General features: G+C 65.5%; 20 protein-coding genes. 10 read left to right on the top strand and 10 right to left on the bottom strand.

The genetic code is table 11. The features are described 5' to 3' along the window. Positions 1–9 precede the first annotated feature (9 nt). Positions 10–1,395, bottom strand: coding sequence for a cytochrome P450 (locus tag ACZL02_RS13295; protein ID WP_472937009.1), 1,386 nt, complete (start codon positions 1,393–1,395; stop codon positions 10–12). Between the two features lie 100 nt (positions 1,396–1,495). On the opposite strand from ACZL02_RS13295, the gene ACZL02_RS13290 reads away from it, so the two are divergent. After that, entirely contained in the window at positions 1,496–2,164 is a 669-nt protein-coding gene (locus ACZL02_RS13290; RefSeq protein ID WP_472937010.1) for a TetR/AcrR family transcriptional regulator, read from the top strand. A gap of 173 nt (positions 2,165–2,337) precedes the next feature. Here the strand turns inward: ACZL02_RS13290 and ACZL02_RS13285 are convergent, their stop codons facing one another. The 8 genes from ACZL02_RS13285 to ACZL02_RS13250 form a co-directional block, all read right to left on the bottom strand. Then, positions 2,338–3,018: a DedA family protein gene (locus ACZL02_RS13285; RefSeq protein WP_472937011.1), complete on the bottom strand. Its 681-nt coding sequence runs from the start codon at positions 3,016–3,018 to the stop codon at positions 2,338–2,340. A gap of 37 nt (positions 3,019–3,055) precedes the next feature. Continuing rightward, entirely contained in the window at positions 3,056–3,604 is a 549-nt protein-coding gene (locus tag ACZL02_RS13280) for a phosphatase PAP2 family protein (RefSeq protein ID WP_472937012.1), read from the bottom strand. A gap of 474 nt (positions 3,605–4,078) precedes the next feature. Beyond that, entirely contained in the window at positions 4,079–4,891 is an 813-nt protein-coding gene (locus ACZL02_RS13275) for a COG4705 family protein (protein WP_472937013.1), read from the bottom strand. Further along, positions 4,888–5,148 carry a hypothetical protein gene (locus ACZL02_RS13270; protein WP_472937014.1) on the bottom strand — a complete coding sequence of 87 codons (261 nt, stop codon included), beginning with the start codon at positions 5,146–5,148 and terminating at the stop codon, positions 4,888–4,890. Before ACZL02_RS13270 ends, ACZL02_RS13275 begins: the two co-directional genes overlap by 4 nt. A 155-nt stretch (positions 5,149–5,303) precedes the next feature. Next, a complete protein-coding gene (locus ACZL02_RS13265; protein WP_472937015.1) occupies positions 5,304–6,062 on the bottom strand; it encodes a COG4705 family protein in 759 nt (252 codons plus the stop codon). A gap of 214 nt (positions 6,063–6,276) precedes the next feature. After that, the gene (locus tag ACZL02_RS13260; RefSeq protein WP_472937016.1) at positions 6,277–7,524 is read right to left on the bottom strand and encodes an ATP-binding protein; all 1,248 of its coding nucleotides are present in this window, start codon (positions 7,522–7,524) and stop codon (positions 6,277–6,279) included. Between the two features lie 80 nt (positions 7,525–7,604). Continuing rightward, a complete protein-coding gene (locus ACZL02_RS13255; RefSeq protein WP_472938102.1) occupies positions 7,605–8,264 on the bottom strand; it encodes a response regulator in 660 nt (219 codons plus the stop codon). A 348-nt stretch (positions 8,265–8,612) separates the two neighbouring features. Next, positions 8,613–9,950 (bottom strand): aspartate aminotransferase family protein, encoded by a 1,338-nt coding sequence (locus tag ACZL02_RS13250; protein ID WP_472937017.1) that lies wholly within the window; start codon positions 9,948–9,950, stop codon positions 8,613–8,615. A 421-nt stretch (positions 9,951–10,371) separates the two neighbouring features. Between ACZL02_RS13250 and ACZL02_RS13245 the strand changes: the two genes are divergently transcribed. From ACZL02_RS13245 to ACZL02_RS13205, 9 genes are all read left to right on the top strand, one after another. Further along, complete coding sequence (locus ACZL02_RS13245; protein WP_472937018.1) at positions 10,372–11,064, top strand: HAD-IB family phosphatase; 693 nt, start codon at positions 10,372–10,374, stop codon at positions 11,062–11,064. After that, positions 11,064–12,005: an arginase family protein gene (locus ACZL02_RS13240; RefSeq protein WP_496258432.1), complete on the top strand. Its 942-nt coding sequence runs from the start codon at positions 11,064–11,066 to the stop codon at positions 12,003–12,005. Before ACZL02_RS13245 ends, ACZL02_RS13240 begins: the two co-directional genes overlap by 1 nt. Then, positions 12,002–12,361, top strand: coding sequence for a DMT family transporter (locus ACZL02_RS13235; protein WP_472937020.1), 360 nt, complete (start codon positions 12,002–12,004; stop codon positions 12,359–12,361). The genes ACZL02_RS13240 and ACZL02_RS13235 overlap by 4 nt, the downstream gene beginning before the upstream one ends. Beyond that, on the top strand, positions 12,358–13,230 hold the full coding sequence (locus ACZL02_RS13230; RefSeq protein ID WP_472937021.1) for an alpha/beta hydrolase: 873 nt from the start codon (positions 12,358–12,360) through the stop codon (positions 13,228–13,230). Before ACZL02_RS13235 ends, ACZL02_RS13230 begins: the two co-directional genes overlap by 4 nt. Continuing rightward, a complete protein-coding gene (locus ACZL02_RS13225) occupies positions 13,227–14,363 on the top strand; it encodes a GNAT family N-acetyltransferase (RefSeq protein ID WP_472937022.1) in 1,137 nt (378 codons plus the stop codon). Before ACZL02_RS13230 ends, ACZL02_RS13225 begins: the two co-directional genes overlap by 4 nt. Beyond that, positions 14,360–14,761, top strand: a complete 402-nt coding sequence (locus ACZL02_RS13220; protein ID WP_472937023.1) for a DMT family transporter — start codon at positions 14,360–14,362, stop codon at positions 14,759–14,761. The genes ACZL02_RS13225 and ACZL02_RS13220 overlap by 4 nt, the downstream gene beginning before the upstream one ends. Further along, entirely contained in the window at positions 14,758–16,521 is a 1,764-nt protein-coding gene (locus ACZL02_RS13215) for a sensor histidine kinase (protein WP_472937024.1), read from the top strand. Before ACZL02_RS13220 ends, ACZL02_RS13215 begins: the two co-directional genes overlap by 4 nt. A gap of 13 nt (positions 16,522–16,534) precedes the next feature. Continuing rightward, positions 16,535–17,914, top strand: coding sequence for a sigma-54-dependent transcriptional regulator (locus tag ACZL02_RS13210; RefSeq protein ID WP_472937025.1), 1,380 nt, complete (start codon positions 16,535–16,537; stop codon positions 17,912–17,914). A gap of 105 nt (positions 17,915–18,019) precedes the next feature. Further along, positions 18,020–19,285, top strand: a complete 1,266-nt coding sequence (locus tag ACZL02_RS13205) for a class I SAM-dependent methyltransferase (RefSeq protein WP_472937026.1) — start codon at positions 18,020–18,022, stop codon at positions 19,283–19,285. Here the strand turns inward: ACZL02_RS13205 and ACZL02_RS13200 are convergent. Beyond that, positions 19,282–19,626 (bottom strand): hypothetical protein (locus ACZL02_RS13200; protein ID WP_496258431.1); only part of this gene is annotated, 345 nt, incomplete at its 5' end. The genes ACZL02_RS13205 and ACZL02_RS13200 overlap by 4 nt on opposite strands.

The following is a 19,626-nucleotide window of genomic DNA, read 5'->3' as shown; positions in this document are numbered from 1 at the left end:
GCTTTCGGCCTAGCTGGATCTTCTGACGTCCCGTTCCTCGACCCTCATCGACAGGGTCTGTTTCGGACGCAGCGTGACCCTCATGATCGGCTGCGGCGGGATACGCGATATCATGGTGACCCTGAATGCTGGGAGGAGCACCGCCAGCACGGCGACCGCCTCCATCACGGCGAAGGCGTTGCCGATGCAGACGCGCGGCCCGGCGCCGAACGGCATGTAGGCGTAGCGATGCCGGGTCTTTGCGGCCTCCGGAGCAAAGCGATCGGGGTCGAATGCTTCCGGGTTGTCCCACAAAGCGGTGTGGTGGTGCACCGCGTGGATCGGGACGTAGACGACGGTCCCCTTGGCGATCGAGTGCTCGCCGAGAACGAAGTCCCTGATCGCCGTGCGGGTGATGATGGGGGCGGGCGGATAGAGCCGCATGGCTTCGGAGAACACCTGACGGGTGAAGGCCAGTTTGGCGATGTGGTCCGACGTGATCGGCTGGCCTTGCGTCACGGTGGCGATCTCATCGAGAACCCTGGCCTCGATGGCCGGGTGAAGCGACAGGAGATGGAAGGTCCACGCTAGGCCGAGCGCCGTGGTCTCGTGCCCGGCTGTTATGAACGTCATCAAGTTGTCGACCATCTCCTCGTCGGTCATGGTCCGACCGGTTTCTGGATCCGCGGCCGCAAGCAGCATGGCGACGAGGTCCTGTCTCGGATCGTCTCTCCGGCGTCGTTCTGCGATGACGGAATGCAGGCTGGAGCGCAGGAACGCGACCGCCTCTCCGGCCTTGCGCTGGCCGGGGTAGGGAACCCAGTCGGGCGCGCCGAGGATCCCGAGCGCGAACGTCCATCCGCTCGGCTTGAGATAGTCGGTGATGCCCCGTTCCACCCGCGCGACGTCGATGCCGGCGCCACCCGACATCATCGTCTCCACGATGATGTCGAACGTCGTGCGCATCATCTCGTGCCCGATGTCGACGGCTCCCGGTCCCTGCGACCGCCATCTCGCTCCGGTATCCTCGGCTGCCGCGATCATCGCGGGCTGGAGGGCCAGCAACTTGTCGTGCCGGAACGCGTGCGCGACGGACTGCCGCTGCCACTTCCAGTGCGTCCCGTCTGCCGTCAGCAAGCCCTTTCCGAGGGCCGGTCCAAGCGCGCGCCGAACTTCCTCGCCCTTGCTGAGGGCGTTGGCGTTCTTGACGAGCGCCTCCTGGATCAGGACGGGATCGGCCAGGTAGATCCGGGGCGTCCCGGCGATGCGCGAGACCACGAAGGGCTCACGGTAGATCTCCGGCGGAAGCGCCTCCAGAGGGTTTCGGACGACGGCCGACAGGGCGCGCACCGTCGAAGGGGCGGCGGCCAACGAACCGAGCGAGGGAAGGCGGCGGCGAAGCGGGGTCGACGACATGGGTATCCCTGTTTGCAAGTGAGGCTCCAACATGGGACATAAGGTGCATACCTTATTCCGGCGGAATTAAGGTGATTACCTCAGACGACTAGGGGCGACCATGACCGCGGCAGACGAGCGCAATTCGAAACGGGCACGCGGCGGAACGCGCGAACGCGTTCTCGAAGCGACGCTCGGGCTCTTCAACGGACGGGGGCCGGACCGGGTCACGACGGCCGAGATCGCCCGGACGGTCGGGATGAACGAGGGCAACCTCTACTACCACTTCCGCACCAAGGAGAGCCTGGTCCTGGCGCTGTTCGCCCGGTTCGAGGCCGACGCCGAGGTCTTCGCCATCCGGGCTCTCGGCGGCAGACAGGACGAGGCACAGGCCTACGAAAACTTCCTCAGCGACTGGTTCCGGCTGGTCTGGTCGTATCGTTTCCTGTTTCGCGACCTTCTCGCGCTGGCAGGGACCATGCCCGCCTTGGCCGCCCCCATCAGAGAGATGAGCACCCGGATGCGCGGCGTCGTCGACGCGCTCCTGCGGCGCATGATCGAGGACGGGATCGTCGCCGTGCCCGCCGACGACATCGACCCGCTGCTCGCGAACGTCTGGATCGTCTCGACCTACTGGGCGGTCTACCTCAACCTTCAGGAGGGCATCGACGAGCTTGACGCCGGTCATCTCGATTGGGGCCTCAACCAGGTCTCCCACCTGTTCCGGCCGTATCTCACTGCGTCGGCAGGGGCTGAGGGTCTATTCCCCTTGTCCGCGAGCTCGGCTTAGACGGAGCTGACCCTGATCGCATGGCAAGCTGCATCCGGCTGGATGCACGTTGGGAGGTCCTTGGGTTACTGCCCGTGAGATGAGGTGGCGATGCTCCGGGAAATGCCTGGTACGGCGGCCCGCATGAAAAGTCAGAAGGACCTGACGCAGAGCAGGAGACATGATCACGCGGCTCAGGGTGATGATCGATCCTCGAGGCTTGTCCTTGATTGGTCGTCCAAGGGGCCTGGAAGCGCGAACTGAGCCCGCTTGAGGAGCGTTGCCTCGGCGCTGCGAAGGAACAGGGCACCAGCGGCGGCAAAAGCGATGCCGAGGGCGAGAAGGCCGATGCCGACAGGGCCTGCGATCCGTTCGAAAAGGTGGCCGAGCGCATAGCCGCCGATGCCAAATACCGCCGACCAAAGGATCCCGCCGGCGAGATTGAAGGCGACGAAGCGTGGCCAGTTCATGTGGTTGATGCCAGCCAGAAGCGCGGCGAGCGTCCTCAACAGCGCCACGAAGCGCCCGAAGAACACGACTTTCCCGCCGTGCCGCAGGAACAGGTACTGCCCGAGCTTCAGCCGGTTCTCTCCAAGCCCGACCTTTCTCCCGTGCCGCAGAAGGAGTGGGACTCCGAACCTACGTCCGATCCAGTAGCCGAGGTTGTCTCCGATGAAGGCGCCGGAAGCGGCCGCGCCGATGATCGCCGCGAGATCGAGGCGATGCGTCGTTCCCGCATAGATCGAGGCGGCGACGAGCAAGGTTTCGCCCGGGAGCGGAAGCCCCAGACTTTCCAGCCCGACGGCCAGGAACACGATCCAGCTACCGTAGTCGGCAACCAGTTGCGTCGCATCATATCCGAGAATCGAGATCACGCGCGTCCTGACCCGGTAGAGTTGGAGCGACGCACGGTCAGAGGAGCTCTGTCATTCGGCGGTCAATCCAGTTTCCTTCACGGTAGGTTGCCCGAACGACGATAGCCGCGATCAGTCCCGTGACGGCGCCGCCGAGGACGTCGCTGGCATAGTGCGTTCCAATATAGATGCGCGAAAAGGAAACCAGGAGTGCGACCGTCAGGAAGAAGAAGCCTCGACGGGTCAAACCATTCAGCAGGAAGGCGGCAGCGATCGCGACTGTGGCCGTCGCATGGTCGGACGGGAACGAGAAGTCCGCGCTCCGTTCGATCAGGAGATGGGTCAAGCCGGCGTCGTAGGGCCGAGGACGCTGCACGAAGAGAAGGATGATCTGGTTCAGGCCGAGACCGATGAGGAAGGAAAGTCCCGACGCTATCGCCACATGCCTCACATGGGGTCGTTCGAGGCGGACCCACCATTGTCCGGCGACCGCGATGATCAGCAGCGGCACACCGAAGCTAGACGCGGCTACCATGAGCATGTCGAGCGGGAGTGATCCCGATAAGCCGTTGATGGCGAGCGTGGCGTTGCTGTCGATGGAACCCATGGGGCGCTTCTTTCAGTTTGGCGGCCTAGTGCCCAAGCGGCAGACCGGCATGAAGACGATTCTGTCAGAAACTCGACCTGGAGACGCCGGGCTTGCCGCGTTGGGAGCGATCGCTGGCCTGCGGCGTGTAGGGCGTGCTCTACGCCTGGCTCCTTACCCTGCCGATATTGGGGGCTTCCTTCGCCATGTCCGGCGACAGGACACGGTCTTTTGGGCTGACCCTTCAGGGCGCCATTTCGATAAATGAGGCAGAAACGACGGGCTCTTCGAACTGGACTGAAACCTGTCCTGGGTTCTGCCCGCGACGGGGCTCGATATCCGAGGGGGCACTGCGCCAACACGTCGTCAAGCGTGACGGCCTGATCAACTGGATGAGCTTCTGGTGGGAGTTCGTCCGGCCGACCACCGGGCGACCTGGAAGGGCCTCTGGTTGCTTAGCGCCGAAACGATCAGAGGCCTTCGTGATCGATACCTTCAGGATGCAGAGTGGAGCGCAGCGCCTTCTTTCGGCTTCTGAACGGTCATAGCCGTGACGACGGCGACAATGACGGCAAGGAAGAGAACACTGGTAACGACCGTGCCGAGGCCGAGACCACCATATTCGGTCGGTTGCGACAGGAGATCGCCGAGGGAAGCGCCGAGCGGGCGGGTCAGGATGTACGCAAGCCAGAACGACAAAACGGCATTCAGTTTCAGCCCGCGGTAAGCGAACGCTATGACCGCGATGACCGCTCCGAAGATCAGGCCCGTCGTTAGGTAGCCAAGCTCGAACTGTTCAGCCACGAGGTCGCCGACACCCGTTCCAAGAGCGAAGGTGAACAGGATCGCAAGCCAATAGAAGCCCTCCCGACGCGTCGTCGTGACCTCGTGGATGGAAAGCGTTTTCTCCGATGCGTACCAGGCCGCGAAGGTCGCGGCCAAGGCAATGGAGAAGGCGATCACGGTGGTCTCGAGCGCGACGCCGAGATTGTCGACGAGGTTGTCGGTGGTGAGCGTACCGACGACGCTGACTAGGACCACCGCCAGCCAATAGGACCAGGGAACATAGCGTTGCTGGCGAAACTGGAGGAGGATGGCGGCGACGAGGACGACGCTCATGATCAGCGAGGTGGCGGTCAATCCGAGCCCGAGATTGACGGCAAGATAGTCAGCGGCCGTTTCGCCCATGGTGACGGCCATGAGCTTGATCAGCCAGAACTGGACGTCGACGTCCGGAACGCGGTTCTGCGCCTCGGTCGGGACGGCGTCAAGATCCGCGCCGGCGGCATAGACCTCCCGAGGGTTCATTTGCCGAGGAGCTTCATGGCATCGGAAAAGAACGTGTCGGCGCGCTTGTCGTCGTCGGCATTGCAGCGCTCGATGCCCTTGGCTTCGAGGTCTGCGACCTTCTTGGCATCGGCGTCGCTGAGCTTGGCCGAGGCGACGGCGGCGCGCAGGTCCTTGAGCATGTCCTCGCAGGGTACGGTTCCCGCGAGGACGGGGGTGGCGAACACTGTGATCGCCAAAACGGCGATCAACGAGGCGGAGGCGTTGCGAATGGTCATCTCGATCTGTCCTTCGATGGGGTACGCTGAGTACTGACCTAGACGGTCGGACTTAGGGGAGACTTAGAGGCTGCCTGAACCCAGAGGGCCCGGGGTGCGGCCGATAAGGGAGACAACGGCGCCTCGTCCAGGGCGCCGTCCTGGATCGATGGATCTTACTCGGCGGCCTCGAGCGGCAGCGCGCCATTCGCCGCCGAACTGCGGCGTGTCGACCAGGCGACGAGAGAAATGAGCACGGCGCCGAGGATCAGCGAGGAGCCGATCGTGCCGAAGCCGAGTCCGCCCTTTTCCGGAACCTTCGTGAGGAGATCGCCGACGGTCGCGCCAAGCGGACGCGTCAGGACGAAAGCGGCCCAGAACAGCAGCGTGCCGTTGATCCGTGTCGTGAGGTGGAGGACGGTGATCGCCGCAATGATGGTGCCGATGAGAAGGGCACCGCCGGCAAAGCCAAGTCCGGAACTGTCGGCCAGGAAGTCGCCGAGCGCCGTACCGAGCGTGTTGGAGACCAGGATCGCCGTCCAGTAGAAGGCTTCGATTTTCAGCGAGCGGATGTCGTCGACAGCGAGTGTTCCGACCGAGACGCGCCATACCGTGAGGACGATGGCAAGCACCGCGATCAAAAGGGTTGAGCCCTCCGCGTAGCCGAGGCCGACCGTTCGGTCCATGAAGTCCGACATCGTCGTGCCCGCCGTGCTCGTGGCGAGGATCACCGTCCAGTAGAGCCAGGGATTGAAGGCCTTTGCCCGGAGCTGCGCGCCGAGCGCTGCCAGGAAGAGCCCGATGAGGATGATCGAACTGAGGGCATAGCCGACGTCGAGGGTCATCGAGACCATGTCGCCGGCGGTCTCGCCGAGCGTGGTCGCGCAGATCTTCATGATCCAGAACGCCAGGGTGATGTGGGGAACCTTGTTCATGCGGACAGTCACCTTTTGGTCGCCAAGCGACAGCCATGTGCATCGCTGCGCTGGCGGCTGGGTCGGGAGGGGAAACGATGGGACGCCCGGATCGGCCGGGCAGGGAAGGACCAGTCGGATCTCGATCCCGTGGAGGGGGTATCGGCCCGCATCCGAAGGCTAGGGACCGCGACTTAGGGCAGACTTAGAGGCCGAACGCCGTCTCCAGCCACGCTTAAGGAAGGGTAACGGGGTCGGTGCGCATTGCCTCAAAAACCAACGTGGCGACGAAGCCTGTTCGATCCTTCCGGTTCGCAAGTTCAAGGCGGACGCCATGCCGCCGAGCGACCGCCTCCGCGATCGCAAGGCCCATCCCGCTGCCCTCGCTGTCCGCGGAGGGGGAGCGGTAGAACCGCTCGCAGAGGCGGGGAAGCTCGGCTTCCGGGACGCCTGGGCCATTGTCGGTGATCACGACGGTGGCAAGGTCCCCGGTGGTCGCGACGGCAACGTCGACCAGGCCGCCGGGCGGCGTGTAGCGCACCGCGTTGTCGACGAGGACCTCGATCAGCGTGCGGAACTCCGCCGGGCTGCCCAGAACGGTCGCCGGCTGTCGTCCGGTCATGCCGAGGTCGATCGAGCGTTCCTCGGCCAGCGTCACGAGCCCGGCCACGACTTCGAGGGCGAGCTCGTCCAGCGCCACGGGATCCTGGGCGGGGGCGCCTTCGGCCGAGTCGTAGCGCGCGATCCGCAGAAGCTGACGCGTTAGGGCCGAGGCTCGTCGCACTCCGGCTTCGAGTTCAAGGACCCGCGCGACATGCGAAGCGTCGGTCAGCGTTTCGCGGAGGTTTGCGATCTGAAGCGTCAGCGCGGTCAGCGGCGTCCGCAGCTCATGGGCGGCGTCCGACAGGAAGATGCGTTGTCGTGCCATCGCCAGCCGTAAGCGATCGAGGAGCTCGTTCATCGCTGCGACGAGCGGACGGACCTCGGCGGGAACACCATCCGACGAGACGGGCGAGAGGTCGTGGGCCTCGCGGCGTGCGATGGACGAGGCGGCGCTTTCGAGCCGCCGAAACACCACCCGCGCCACGAGTTCGACGACGAGCCAAGCGATCGGGATCGCCAGGGCGAAGGGCAGGGTAGCTCGAAGGGCGGCCTCCTGCGCCAGTTCCTCTCTTACGACGACCTGCTGAGCGACCTGAACCGTGCGATCGGCGGAGACCAGCGCATAGATGCGCCAACGTCCAACCGCATTCTCGAACTCCGAGAAACCAGTCGTGACGGCGGGTGGAAGGACGGTTTCGGAGGACGTCGACCGAAGCGGCCGTCCGTCCGAGTGGCGGACGGTGACCACATAGTCGTCCTCGGGGTCGTGGGCGATCGTCGCCGCGTCCTGCGGATCCGGCTCGGCCAGTTCGCCGACGTAGCGGGCGATCTGGCTTTGCTGGAGATCCAGGAACGCCGCGGCGTCGTCGAGGCCCGACACGTAGGCGGTAACGCCGCCGACGCTTCCCAGCGCCGTCAGAGCCGCGACGAGGGAGATGACCGTGGTTCGGCGCAGCGACATCAGTCCTTGGTCACCATCCAGCCCGCCCCGCGCACGTTGCGGATGATGTCCTTGTCGAAGCGCTTCCGGATGTAATGGATCAGCACCTCGACGGCGTTGCTCTCGACCTCCTCGCCCCAACCATAGATGCGGTCCTCCAACTGCGCTCGCGACAGGATGGCGCCCGGCCTTTCGACAAGGGCTCGCATCAGCGCGAACTCACGGGATGGAAGGATTTCGGTGCGGCCCCGGTAGGAGACGTCGTGGGAGGCTAGGTCGAGCATGATCTCCGCCGTGTCGAGAACAGACGTGGCGCGCCCGGCGTGCCGCCGCAGAACGGCACGAATACGGGCGAGGAGTTCGGGCAGTTCGAACGGCTTCAGGACGAAATCGTCCGCACCGAGGTCGAGCCCCTTCACCTTCGTCTCGAGGTCGTCCCGTGCGGTGAGGATGAGGACGGGCGTGTGAATACCCTCCCGTCGTGCCATCTCCAGGACTTCAACCCCGTCGCGCCCGGGCAAGCCGAGGTCCAGCAGTACGAGTTCATGGCCACCGACGGCCATGGCCTCCGACCCGGACGTCCCGTCCCGGAGCCAGTCCGTTGAGATGCCTGCGTCGCCAAGGGCCCTGACGAGCCCTTTGCCGATCATCTCGTCGTCCTCGATCAGAAGGATGCGCAAGCGGTCTCCCGGGCGGGACGCTCCTTTCTGCCCCGACGCGGAATGATACAGCATTTCGGTAGCGAAGGCTGCGGCGTCGCTGAGCGAAAAAGCCTCGAATACGGCCGCACTGTTCGACAACCTCATGCCGTGCTGACCTTCGATCACAACCGCGCTTGATGCGAGGAAATCCGTCGAGACGGTGGTCGCAGATTGCGAGACAGTTTTCGGGCATATCTAGATATAGGCTCGAACGGCCCCGTTCCGTTGATGTTGACACCCCGAGAGATACGGAGTGCCATTCTCTTCCAGCGTCGCGCCTAGCAGGAGACAATCCCGGTCTCTGTCCTGCTGGGCGCTTTTTAGTTTCTAGGCCAGCGAGGCCACCACTTCCTCCGCAATCGCGAGCGTGTAGTCGATATCTGTTTTGGTGTGGGCAAACGAAACGAAGAGGTTCTCGTAGGCGCCTGGATGGAAGAGGATCCCGCGCTCGATCATCCCCAGCCACCAGCGGCGGAACATCGCTTGGTCGGCGTACCGCTCGGCATCCCGATAATTTCGAATTTCCTGTGCTGTGAACCACACTTGCAGCACCGGCCCCAGCCCAACGACGCGCGCTGGAATGCGGCTCCTCTCAAAGATTTCCACCAGGCCGAAGCGAAGGCGGTCGGACGTCGCATACAAGCGCTCGAAGGCACCTGGTGCCGCGAGTTCGTCGAGCGTTGCATTGGCAGCCGCGACCGCGATGCCGTTCGCGGTGTAGGTGCCCGCGAGAGATACGGTGCCGTCGGAGACGAGCTCCATCACGTCCCTTCTGCCCCCGATCGCGGCGACGGGAAACCCTCCTCCAAGCCCCTTGGCAAAGACCGAGAGGTCTGGCGTGATGCCGAAGACGCCCTGCGCGCCGGCAAGGCCCAGCCGGAAACCGGTGATCACCTCGTCGAAGATGAGGAGGATGCCCGCGGCCGCGGTCATCTCGCGCATGGCCTCGAGGTAGCCTGGCCGGGGAAGGATGCAGCCGGTATTGCACATCATCGGCTCGGTCAGCACGGCGGCGATCTCATGGCCGTGTACGCGAATGGCCTCGCGAAGGCTTTCGATGTCGTTCCAAGGCAGGATCACGAGGTTCTCCTCGACGCCGAACGGCAGGCCGGGCCCCTGCGCGACGGGCACGGGATGCGTGTCCGAGCCGGCCTTTGCGATGTCGGGATGCTTGCTCCAGTAAACTCCGTCGGAAAAGCCGTGATACATGCCCTCGAACCGCACGATCTTGCGCCGGCCGGTGAACGCCCGCGCCAGCCGGGTCGCGTAGAGCACGCCTTCGGTCCCGGTGTTCGACAGCCGCACCATCTCGACGCTCGGCACCGCCGCGACGATTTTCCGCGCGAGGTCGGCTTCGGCGGCTGCCGGCAGCGCGAACACCGTGCCGACGTTCTCGATCTGGTTGACCACAGCCCGCGTTACGCTGGGCGGCCGATGGCCGAGGATCATCGGTCCGAGGCCGAGGAGATAGTCGACGTAGTCGTTACCGTCGGAATCGACGATATGGGATCCGTAGCCGCTGGTGACGAAGAGCGGATAGGGCTCCCAGCCTGACCAAGTGGCCCGTGCCGTCGAGTTGACGCCGCCGGGAATGACGGTCTGCGCATCCGCGAAAAGCTTGGCGCTGGCATGGGTTTGGCGAGGGTTCTTATGGGCGATGGTCAAGGCATGTCTCCAGCCAGATGAGGGACAGGGCGTGTCCGGCCACCGGGGACCCGCGTCCCGACCGATGGTCTGCCTCCCCTGCCGCAAACCGCGTGCCAATTGCCCGAAAGCCTGCTTTTCAGGGGATTTGGCTCTTCCCGACAGTGAACGACCCCAAAACCACCTGCGAAAAGCGGAGGGCGCTCCAAAATTTGGAGGACGAGTTGGAGATTGCTGCGGCGCAGGGCGCCCGGCGGGCAAACCCCGGCGCGCCGGCCAAAGGTCGCCATGGCGACCCACAAAATTTGGAGGTCAGGTCTGCCTGCGATCCCGCACCATCTGCCAAGATGCCGGCTGCGCAAGCGTTTCCGCCATCTGGCACGGCAATTGCGAGATCATCCGTCGACAGGCCGCAAGTGCGGGCCTGAAAGGATCGATCCCCATGGCATTCGACATTCTCTGCGATTTCGACGGTACCATCTCGACGACGGACGTCACCGATCTGCTGCTCGAGCGTTTCGCGGCGCCCGGTTGGCTGGAGGTGGAGGCGCTCTGGAAGGCGGGGTCCATCGGCTCGCGCGAGTGCATGGCGCTGCAGGTCGCGCTGCTCGACTGTTCTCTCGCCGAACTCGACGTGGCGCTCGACAGCGTGGACATCGATCCCGGCTTTCCGGGGTTCCTGCGGGCGGCCGGCAAGCTCGGCGCGTCCGTCACCGTCGTCAGCGACGGACTCGACTATGCGATCCGGCGCATCCTCGCCCGGCATGACATCCAGGGCCTGCCCGTGCTTGCCAACCGGCTGGTCACCACTCGGCCCCGCCGTTTCGCGCTGGAGAGCCCGCAGGCGCGCGAGGCCTGCCGGGTGGGGGCGGGAACCTGCAAGTGCGCGGTCGCCTCGGGTAGTCCTGCGAGGCCCGCGATCCTCGTCGGCGATGGCCGATCGGACTTCTGCGTCAGCGCCGAGGTCGATTTCGTCCTTGCCAAGGATGCGCTGGCTCTCCACTGCGCCGAGAACGGCACGCTGCATCTCGCTTTCGAGTGCTTCGCCGAACTGACGCCGATGCTGCCGACAGCCATGCGGATGCTACAGGTCGCCCCCATTGAGCCGCGGGCCGCCGCCTCGGAAGCTGCATGATGTCGGCACTGCGGGTGCTGGATCTCGACGAAAGCCTGGTCGGCCAGCCGGCGATCGCCGATCGCCTGCGCGACGGCCGTGCGGGCCGCGTCGATCTCAGGGCTATCGCCGGCGGGCTTCGCCTCTGGTCGACGCGTCGCACCTGGACGCGCCTCGAAGAGCGGCTGGCCGAAGACGATGCCGCGAGAGCCGGCACAGGCGGCGCGCCGTTGCTGACGCTAGTTGGCTCCGGCGACTTCCACCATGTCTCGGCAGCGCTGATACGGCGGGCGTCCGGGCCGCTGACCGTGCTGCATTTCGACAATCATCCCGACTGGTGCCGAAGCTTCCCGCCGCGCCATTGCGGCGCCTGGGTCAACATGGTTCTCGGGATGGACCACGTCCGGCGCGTCGTCACGGTCGGGCCGTGCAGCGACGATCTCGACCGTCCGGACCGCAAGCGCGCCAATCTCGACGCCGTCTCCGGCGGCCGCCACCAGGTGTTCGCCTGGGATCGGCCCGCGACCGAGGTGCGGCGGGAGATCGAGGATGGCCCCGGGCATCGCTACCGCGACGGCCAGGTCACCTGGCGCAACGTCGTTGACGAAGATTTCGCGGCGTTCTTCAGAAGGGTCGTCGACACGCTGCCGACCCGTCGTGTCTGGATCACCATCGACAAGGACGTGCTTGCCCCCCACGATGCCCTGACCAACTGGGACCAGGGCCGCATGCCGCTGGACCGGCTGATCGAGGCGATTTGCATCGTCGCGGGCTGCCGCAGGATTGTCGGCGCCGATATCTGCGGCGAGTATGCGCCGCTCCGCCATCGCCATCCGATGAAGCTCGCGGAAGCGCTTATCGACCAGCCGCGCAGGCCCGATGGCGAAACGCTGGCCCGCGGGATGGTGCGCAATGCCGAGACGAACCGCATCCTGATCGAGACGTTCGAGGCGCTGCGATGAGCGCAGCGACCGTTCTCGTTCTGGCGCTGACGGTGATCCTCGACGTCGCCGGCCAGATCTCGTTCAAGCTCGGCCTCGGCGCCGAGGGAAGCGCGGCCACCCTTAGCCTTGTCCGGCGCGTCCTCGGCTCGCGCGCGATCCTCGCCGGCGTCCTCGCCTATGCCGCGGAGTTCGTCGGCTGGCTCTACGTCCTTTCGCGGATCGACCTGTCCGTCGCCTTCCCCATCGCCACGCTGTCCTACCCCGGCGTGATCCTCGCCAGCCGGCTGTTTCTCGGCGAAGCCGTGCCGCCCCGGCGCTGGATCGCGACCCTCTTCATCGCCGCGGGCGCAGCCCTAGTCGGAGCCAGTGCATGACCGTTCGCTTCCAGGAGTTCGTTCCACCGACCGACGGTTTCTACTATCCCGGCGGGGATGCCGCAGTCCTTTTGATCCATGGGCTCGGCGGCACGCCGGCCGAGATGCGGCTGGTCGGGCGGCGCATCGCCCAGGCTGGCTTCACCGTCCATGCCATGGAGCTGCCTGGTCATTGCGGCACCGAGGCCGATCTCATCGCCACCCGCTGGACCGATTGGGCGCAGTCGGCCAGGCAGGCGGCAGAACGTCTATCGCATCACCACGAGCGGGTCTTCGTCGGTGGCCTCTCGATGGGGGCGCTGCTGTCGCTACATGTCGCGGCCGAGCTCGGGCCGCTGATCGACGGCGCACTGCTCTATTCGCCGACGCTGTTCTACGACGGCTGGAGCGTGCCGCGCAGCCAGATACTGCTGTCGCCGCTGCTGTCGCTTGGGCTTGGGCGCTTCTACCGGTTCCGCGAGAGCTATCCCTACGGCTTGAAGGACGATCGCCTGCGCGACAAAATCCTCGCTGCTATGACGCGCGGAAACAGCGCGGAGGCGGGGCTTCTGGATACGCCGGGCCGCAGCCTGCACGAGCTGGTCAAGTTGATCCGCGTCATAAAGGCACGGCTCGCCGAGATCGGCACGCCGGCGCTGATCCTGCAGGCCAGCGATGACGACGTCACCAGCCCGCGCAATGCCCGCTACCTGCAGCAGCATCTTGGCGGACCGACGGAAGTCCATCTGCTGAACGACTGCTATCACATGATCACCGTCGACCGGGAGCGCGGGCGCGTCGCCGATCTGTCGATCCGCTTCATGCAGAGCATCGGGGGGCCGACCGAGGCATCTCCCCAGTACATCTCCGCGGAGGTGCTGGCGGGATGACCCTCCACTTCACGCTCGCCACCAGTGTCGACGAGATAGGCCGCCACGCGTGGGAGGCGTGCTTCCCGGACGAGCCCGAGAACTTCGACTTCTACCGCGCGTGCGAACTAGCCGGGCCACCCGGCTTCTCGTGGTTCTACGCGGTCCTCGCCGATGAGGCCGGGCCGCTGGCGATCGTCCCCGCCTTTGCCACCCGCTACCGCGTCGACACTACGTTGCAGGGTCCGCTGCGGCGCATATCCGACCATGTCCACCGGGTCGTGCCCTGGCTGGTGGAGGTCAAGCTGTTCGCCCTTGGCTCGCCGGTCGCGGAAATATGCCATGTCGGCATTTCCGTCCGGGTCGACGGCGGCCCGCGCCATGTTGCCCTGGCGCAGCTCGTCGGGTTCGCCAGAGAGGCGGCAGTCAGCCTCGGCTACGGGCTGTTCGCGGTGAAGGACGCGGCGGAGGCCGATCGGGGCATCTGGGCACCGATCGTCGATGATGCGGAGTTCGCGATCCTTCCTGGCCTTCCGACCGCCACCCTCGATCTGCCGTTTTCCAGCGTCGACGGCTATCTTGCGAGCCTCGGCAAGGCGACGCGCAAGAACGTCCGGCGGAAGGCCAAGACCTTTCACGGCGTGCGGATCGAGCGGCGCCAGAACATCGACGACGTCGCGGACGAGGTCTACGCCCTCTATCTCCAGACTTTGGAGCACAGCGCACTCGCCTTCGAGCACCTGCCGCCTACGTTTTTCCCCGCGATGCTGGAACATCTCGCGCCGAATGCCGTGATGGTGCTCTACTTTCACGAGGAGAGGCTGTTCGGTTTCAATCTGTTGCTCGAGTCGGAGAGCCGGCTGATCGACAAGTATATCGGCATGGACTACGCCGTCGCGCGCGCTCTGAATTTCTATTTCAACAGCTGGATGGTCAACGTGTCGTGGTGCATCGAGCAGCGGATCCCGGTCTACCAGAGCGGCCAGTCGCTCTATGGCCCGAAGCTGCTGCTCGGTTGTCGCCTGTCGCCCAACGCCCAGTACTTCCGGCACCGCAATCCGCTGGTGAATTTTGTGCTGTGCCAGGCTGCGCGGATCGTTCGGCTCGACCGTGCCGATCCGGCGATCGCCAATCTCGTGGCGGAGACCGCATGACGACCGTGGTCGCCCCGGCATGGAGGGCCGGCGGGCTGTTGCGGTCGATCCTCGCCTGGTCCGCTCTGGTCGCCTTCGAGACGCTGGCGCAGGCGGCGCTGAAGGCGGCGGGCGCTGCGCTGTCGAACGTCCCCTTCGGCACCGATTTTGCACTCGCGGCATCGCGCGAGCCTTGGGTTTACGCCGGCGCCGTCGGCTATCTCGGAGCCTTCGTCGCCTGGATGGCCATTCTCGACAAGGTGCCGCTGTCGCGCGGCTTCCCGTTGACGTCGATCGTCGCCGTCTCGATCATCGCGACCTCGGTGCTGGCCTTCGGCGAGACGCTGGGTCTCGTCCGGGGGGCCGGCGTCGGGCTGATCCTCTTTGGCCTCGTCATGCTTGGGAACGAAGCCGCATGAGCGGCTGGGGGCTGCTCAGTGCCTGGCGCGATTCCATCCGGTGGAAGCTGGTCGCGGCCCTCGTCGCCGTCAGCGTCCTCCCGATGCTGCTGACCTCGCAGATCGCTGCCTCCGTCGTCGCCCGTACCTATACCGAAAACGTCGAGTCCTGGCTTTTCCAGATATCGCGCTTTTTCCTCGCCGCCGTCGAGCGCGGCAGCGAGGATGCCGCGCCGCTGATCGAGCGGCTGCGCACCAGCGGCCGCATCGAGCGCATCGTCGCGTCGGCTCGGGGCGGGCTGGCGGTCGAGAACGAGCCGCATCTCATCGAGCTCTCGGGCTACGACGTCCTTATGGTGCGCGACCCCGGCGGACGCATGCTCTACTCGAACCGTCCGATCGAGGAGCTGAGGACCTTGCCCTTCGAAGACGGGCGGCAAATACACCTCTTCCGTGGCGGCGGGCAGACCTTGCTGGCGACCGGGCTCGAGCGCAGCGTCGACACGACCACCGGCCCGGTTGAGGTCTTTGTCGGAACCTTCCTCGACGCTTCCTTCATCGAGGATATCGATGCGATCGGCTCGCTGGGGCTCATCCTTTACTACAATCTCGACGGCAGTTTTCAGCCGGTCTACGCCTCGAGCCCGACGGCCGGCCAGCCAGACCTCGACGCCGGTATCCTCGGCCGGCTCGCCGCGCTGACGCCGAACAACTATCTCGACGCTTCGGACTCCGGCAAAGGTTCGTCGATCGGCATCTATCTGCCGATCAAGGACGGCGGCCGGCTGATCGGTGCAATCGCCTGCTCGTTCAAGATCGGGCTCGGCGGCCTGCCGTCGATTACCTCCCGCGGCCTGCTGCTGGTGATCTTCGCGTCCGGCATGACGCTGGCGATCCTCGCCGGCATCATCCTCTCCGGCCTCGTCACGCGCCGTGTCGGGCGGTTGGCCGAGGGTGTCGACGCGGTTGCCAAGGGTGACTTCAGCCAGCGCATCCCGGTCGAGGGTGGCGACGAGTTCGATCGCCTCGGCCTGGCGTTCAACGCCATGGCCGAGCAGCTTCAGGATTATCGCCTTCTGCAGGCGCGGCTGCGGCGCAAGGAGCGGTTCGCGACGCTCGGCGAAGTGGCTGCCGGCTTTGCGCACGAGGTTCGCAACCCGCTCGGGATCATCAAGACGACCGCCGAGCTCGTGCAGCGCAGTCCCGGCATCGAGGCCGTCGATGCCCACCGGCTCGGCTACGTCGCCGACGAGGTGCGCCGCGTCGATCGCCTGATCCGCGACTTCCTCATCTTTGCGCGGCCAGCGCAGCGCAACACGCAGATCCGCCCGAGCGATCTCCTCGAGCGGGTGCTCGGCCTCTGGCGGGGCGAGATCGAGGCGAGGGGCGTGCGGCTGGAGGTGGTCGATGAGGCCGGCGACCGGCCCGTCTCGGTCGATCTCGACCAGATGGTCCAGGCGCTCCTCAACCTGTTGCTGAACGCCCTCGAGGCGATGGATGGCATGGCGCCCGGGATGGCGGTCCTCTCGGTACGGCTCGCCTTCGATGCGGCGAAGGGCGTCGTCATCACGGTGTCCGATACCGGTTCGGGCATCGCTCCCGATTTCCTCGAGCGGATCTTCGATCCCTTCGTCACCACCAAGGCCAACGGCACCGGGCTCGGGCTTGCGACGGTCTTCGCGATCGTCGAGAGTCATGGCGGGTGGATCGAGGCGCGCAATGGTCCCCACGGCGGTGCCGTGTTCGAGCTGATGCTCCCCTCCCTCCAGGACAACCACTAGGAAGGCGGAACCCATGTCGCACACGATCCTGATCGTCGACGACGAGGAGCGGCTGCTGGATGTCCTCGGCGGCATGCTCCAGAGCATCGGCTACGAGGTGCTGCAGGCCTCCAGCGCGCCGGATGCTCTCCTCCAGCTCGGACGCGAGACGGTGGACCTCGTGCTGACGGATCTGCGGATGTCGGGCATGAGCGGGCGAGATCTGCTCGGAGAGATCCGCCGCAGCCATTCCATACTGCCGGTCGTGGTGATGACCGCCTTCACCACGGTGCGCGACGCCGTCCAGATGATCAAGGAAGGCGCCTTCGACTACATCGGCAAGCCGATCGAGTTCGACGAACTGGAGGCGACGGTGGCCAACGCGCTGCGCCTGCACGATGCCCTTCGCGACAACGACCGCCTCCACCGGGAGCTGGAGAGCCGATATCGCCTCGATGGCGTCGTCGGCAATTCGCCGGAAATGCAGCGGGTGGCGAAGGCGGTCACCGAGGTCGCTGCGTCGCGCACCACTGTTCTCATCACCGGTGAAAGTGGAACGGGCAAGGAGGTGATCGCCCGGGCGATCCACTTCAACAGTCCACGCCAGCGCAAGCCGTTCATCGCCGTCAACAGTGCCGCGATCCCCGAGCAACTGCTGGAGAGCGAGTTCTTCGGTCACGTCAAAGGCAGCTTCACCGGTGCGACGGCCAACCGCGTCGGCCGGTTTGCGCAGGCCGATGGCGGCACGCTTTTCCTCGACGAGATCGGCGACATGCCGCTCGCCCTCCAGGCGAAGATCCTGCGCGTGCTGCAGGAGCGCCAGTTCGAGCCGGTTGGCAGCTCGCAGACGAAGAGTGTCGACGTCAGGATCGTCGCCGCCACCAACCGCGATCTCCAGCGCATGGTCGCCAACGGCACGTTCCGGGAGGATCTGTTCTATCGCCTGGCGGTGTTTCCCATCGCCCTGCCGCCGCTGCGCGAGCGCGCCAGCGATATCCCGCTCTTCCTTCGCCGCTTCGCCGAGGAGATCGGACCGCAGGTCGGGCGGCGAGACGTGCACTTCGCGCTGGAGGCGGAGGCGATCCTCTCGCGCTACGCCTGGCCCGGCAATATCCGCGAACTCCAGAACTGCGTCGAGCGCTCGCTGATCTCCTCGCGCGGCCCCACCATCGGCGTCGAGGACCTGCCGCCCTACGTGCTCGAGCGCCCGGCCTCGCTGCGGGAGGAGCAGGGATTCCCCATCGACCTCGATGCGGCGCTGGACCGGTTCGAGCAGACGCGGATCCTTGCGGCGCTGAAGCAGTCGGGCGGCGTGCAGGTCGAGGCGGCAAAGCTCCTTGGGATCAACGAGCGGAGCCTTTGGCACCGGATCAAGAAACACGGCATCCACGTGGCGAGGACGGTCGTGGCCTGAGCGCCGCCGTCGCGTCTCCGGATCGTCCGAAGAAGTCCGCAGTCCCTGAAACCGTTTGTGCCGGACAGCCGCGCGCCCTCTGGCGTGCCCACGGGAGCTTTTGCCTTGGATCGTCTCCTACGTGCCATCTTCGCCCGCATCGTCCAGCGAGGATCGCTCACCATCATCACCGCCCGGGGCACCCGGCTCGTCTTCGGCGACGGCGCGTCGACGCCGGTCGTCGTGCGGCTGACGGACCGGGCGGCCGAGGTTGCCCTCATCATGGATCCCGACATGCGGCTCGGCGAACTGTTCATGGATGGCCGGTTCGTCGTGGAGGAGGGGACGATCTACGATTTCCTCGGCTTGATGCTGCGCGAGAACCAGAACCGCACCCACTCCTTGCCGGCCCGCCTGCTGGACCGCGGCCGCTCGCGGCTGCGTCGCCTCCGCCTTACCAACCTGCCCGGGCGCTCCCGCCGCAATGTGGCGCACCACTACGATCTCGATGGCAGGCTCTACAACCTCTTCCTCGATGCCGACCGGCAGTACTCCTGCGCCTACTTCGAGCAGCCCGACCGGAGTCTCGAGGAGGCGCAGCGGGTGAAGAAGCAGCGGATCATCGCCAAGCTCCTGGTCGCCTCGCAGCATAAGGTCCTCGACATCGGCTCCGGCTGGGGAGGCCTTGCTCTGTCGCTGGCCGAGGCAGGGGTCGCCGAGGTTCAGGGCGTCACCCTGTCGGAGGAGCAACTGGCCTTTGCCCGCGAGCGCCTGACGCCGGCGCTGGCCGGCAAGGTCCGCTTCGACCTGATGGACTACCGCAGCCTCACCGGCCGCTTCGACCGCATCGTCTCCGTCGGCATGTTCGAGCATGTCGGCGTCGCCTCCTACGCCACGTTCTTCGAGACGTGCCAGAAGCTGCTGGCAGAGGATGGCGTGATGTTGCTGCACACCATCGGCTGCTCGGCCGAGCCCGGGTTCACGACGCCCTGGCTCGACAAGTACATCTTCCCCGGCGGCTACATTCCGTCGCTCTCCGAGATCCTGCCGGAGATCGAACGCGCCGGACTGGTCGTCACCGACATCGAGGTGCTGCGGGGGCACTATGCGCTGACGCTGAAGGCCTGGCGCGAGCGTTTCATGGCGAACCGGGCCGCCGCCGCCGAGCTCTACGACGACCGTTTCTGCCGGATGTGGGAATACTACCTCGCCGCGGCACAAGCTGCCTTCGAGTACGATGACCTTGTCGTTTTCCAAATCCAGATCAGCCGAAAGGCTGACGCAGTTCCTATGACGCGTCGCTACATCGAAAGCGATGAAGCGGCCGCCATCATGCAGAGCTGCCGATCAGGTACATTGCCTCGCGCGAAGATATTCCCGTCAGACGCCTAGCCGTGATCGAGTCCGAAAATTTGGACTCGAATGGCGAAATCGATGCTGGCAGGAAGGCCCCTGAGCTTTTTGCCAGCATTCTCGAGATCGACCTCTAACGCTCTTCTGATGGTCCGGAGCTTCTCGAACGGCTGCGTGCGGGAAACACATGACACGCGGGCAACGGCGTATTGGGGTCGTGAGCCGCCGGATTGCTTCCGGGGCTCCGCTTCGTTCATGCTGGTCGGCTGGACCGGGTGGAGAGGCGACGGTCTGCTTTGGAGCGGTGAGTACGGATAGCCGACATTGCCGACATTGCCGACATTGCCGACATTGCCGACATTGCCGACATTGCCGACATT

The sequence above is a fragment of the Mesocryomonas fontinalis genome (assembly GCF_055730125.2).
This window is presented reverse-complemented; position numbering and strand designations above follow the sequence as displayed.

Bases quoted from the DNA above. Each gene is read 5' to 3' on its own strand.
- ACZL02_RS13275 (WP_472937013.1), bottom strand. From the start codon at position 4,891: ATGAACCCTCGGGAGGTCTATGCCGCCGGCGCGGATCTTGACGCCGTC.
- ACZL02_RS13220 (WP_472937023.1), top strand. From the start codon at position 14,360: ATGACGACCGTGGTCGCCCCGGCATGGAGGGCCGGCGGGCTGTTGCGG.
- ACZL02_RS13230 (WP_472937021.1), top strand. From the start codon at position 12,358: ATGACCGTTCGCTTCCAGGAGTTCGTTCCACCGACCGACGGTTTCTAC.
- ACZL02_RS13240 (WP_496258432.1), top strand. From the start codon at position 11,064: ATGTCGGCACTGCGGGTGCTGGATCTCGACGAAAGCCTGGTCGGCCAG.
- ACZL02_RS13235 (WP_472937020.1), top strand. From the start codon at position 12,002: ATGAGCGCAGCGACCGTTCTCGTTCTGGCGCTGACGGTGATCCTCGAC.
- ACZL02_RS13265 (WP_472937015.1), bottom strand. From the start codon at position 6,062: ATGAACAAGGTTCCCCACATCACCCTGGCGTTCTGGATCATGAAGATC.
- ACZL02_RS13210 (WP_472937025.1), top strand. From the start codon at position 16,535: ATGTCGCACACGATCCTGATCGTCGACGACGAGGAGCGGCTGCTGGAT.
- ACZL02_RS13295 (WP_472937009.1), bottom strand. From the start codon at position 1,395: ATGTCGTCGACCCCGCTTCGCCGCCGCCTTCCCTCGCTCGGTTCGTTG.
- ACZL02_RS13215 (WP_472937024.1), top strand. From the start codon at position 14,758: ATGAGCGGCTGGGGGCTGCTCAGTGCCTGGCGCGATTCCATCCGGTGG.
- ACZL02_RS13280 (WP_472937012.1), bottom strand. From the start codon at position 3,604: ATGGGTTCCATCGACAGCAACGCCACGCTCGCCATCAACGGCTTATCG.
- ACZL02_RS13225 (WP_472937022.1), top strand. From the start codon at position 13,227: ATGACCCTCCACTTCACGCTCGCCACCAGTGTCGACGAGATAGGCCGC.
- ACZL02_RS13270 (WP_472937014.1), bottom strand. From the start codon at position 5,148: ATGACCATTCGCAACGCCTCCGCCTCGTTGATCGCCGTTTTGGCGATC.
- ACZL02_RS13290 (WP_472937010.1), top strand. From the start codon at position 1,496: ATGACCGCGGCAGACGAGCGCAATTCGAAACGGGCACGCGGCGGAACG.
- ACZL02_RS13245 (WP_472937018.1), top strand. From the start codon at position 10,372: ATGGCATTCGACATTCTCTGCGATTTCGACGGTACCATCTCGACGACG.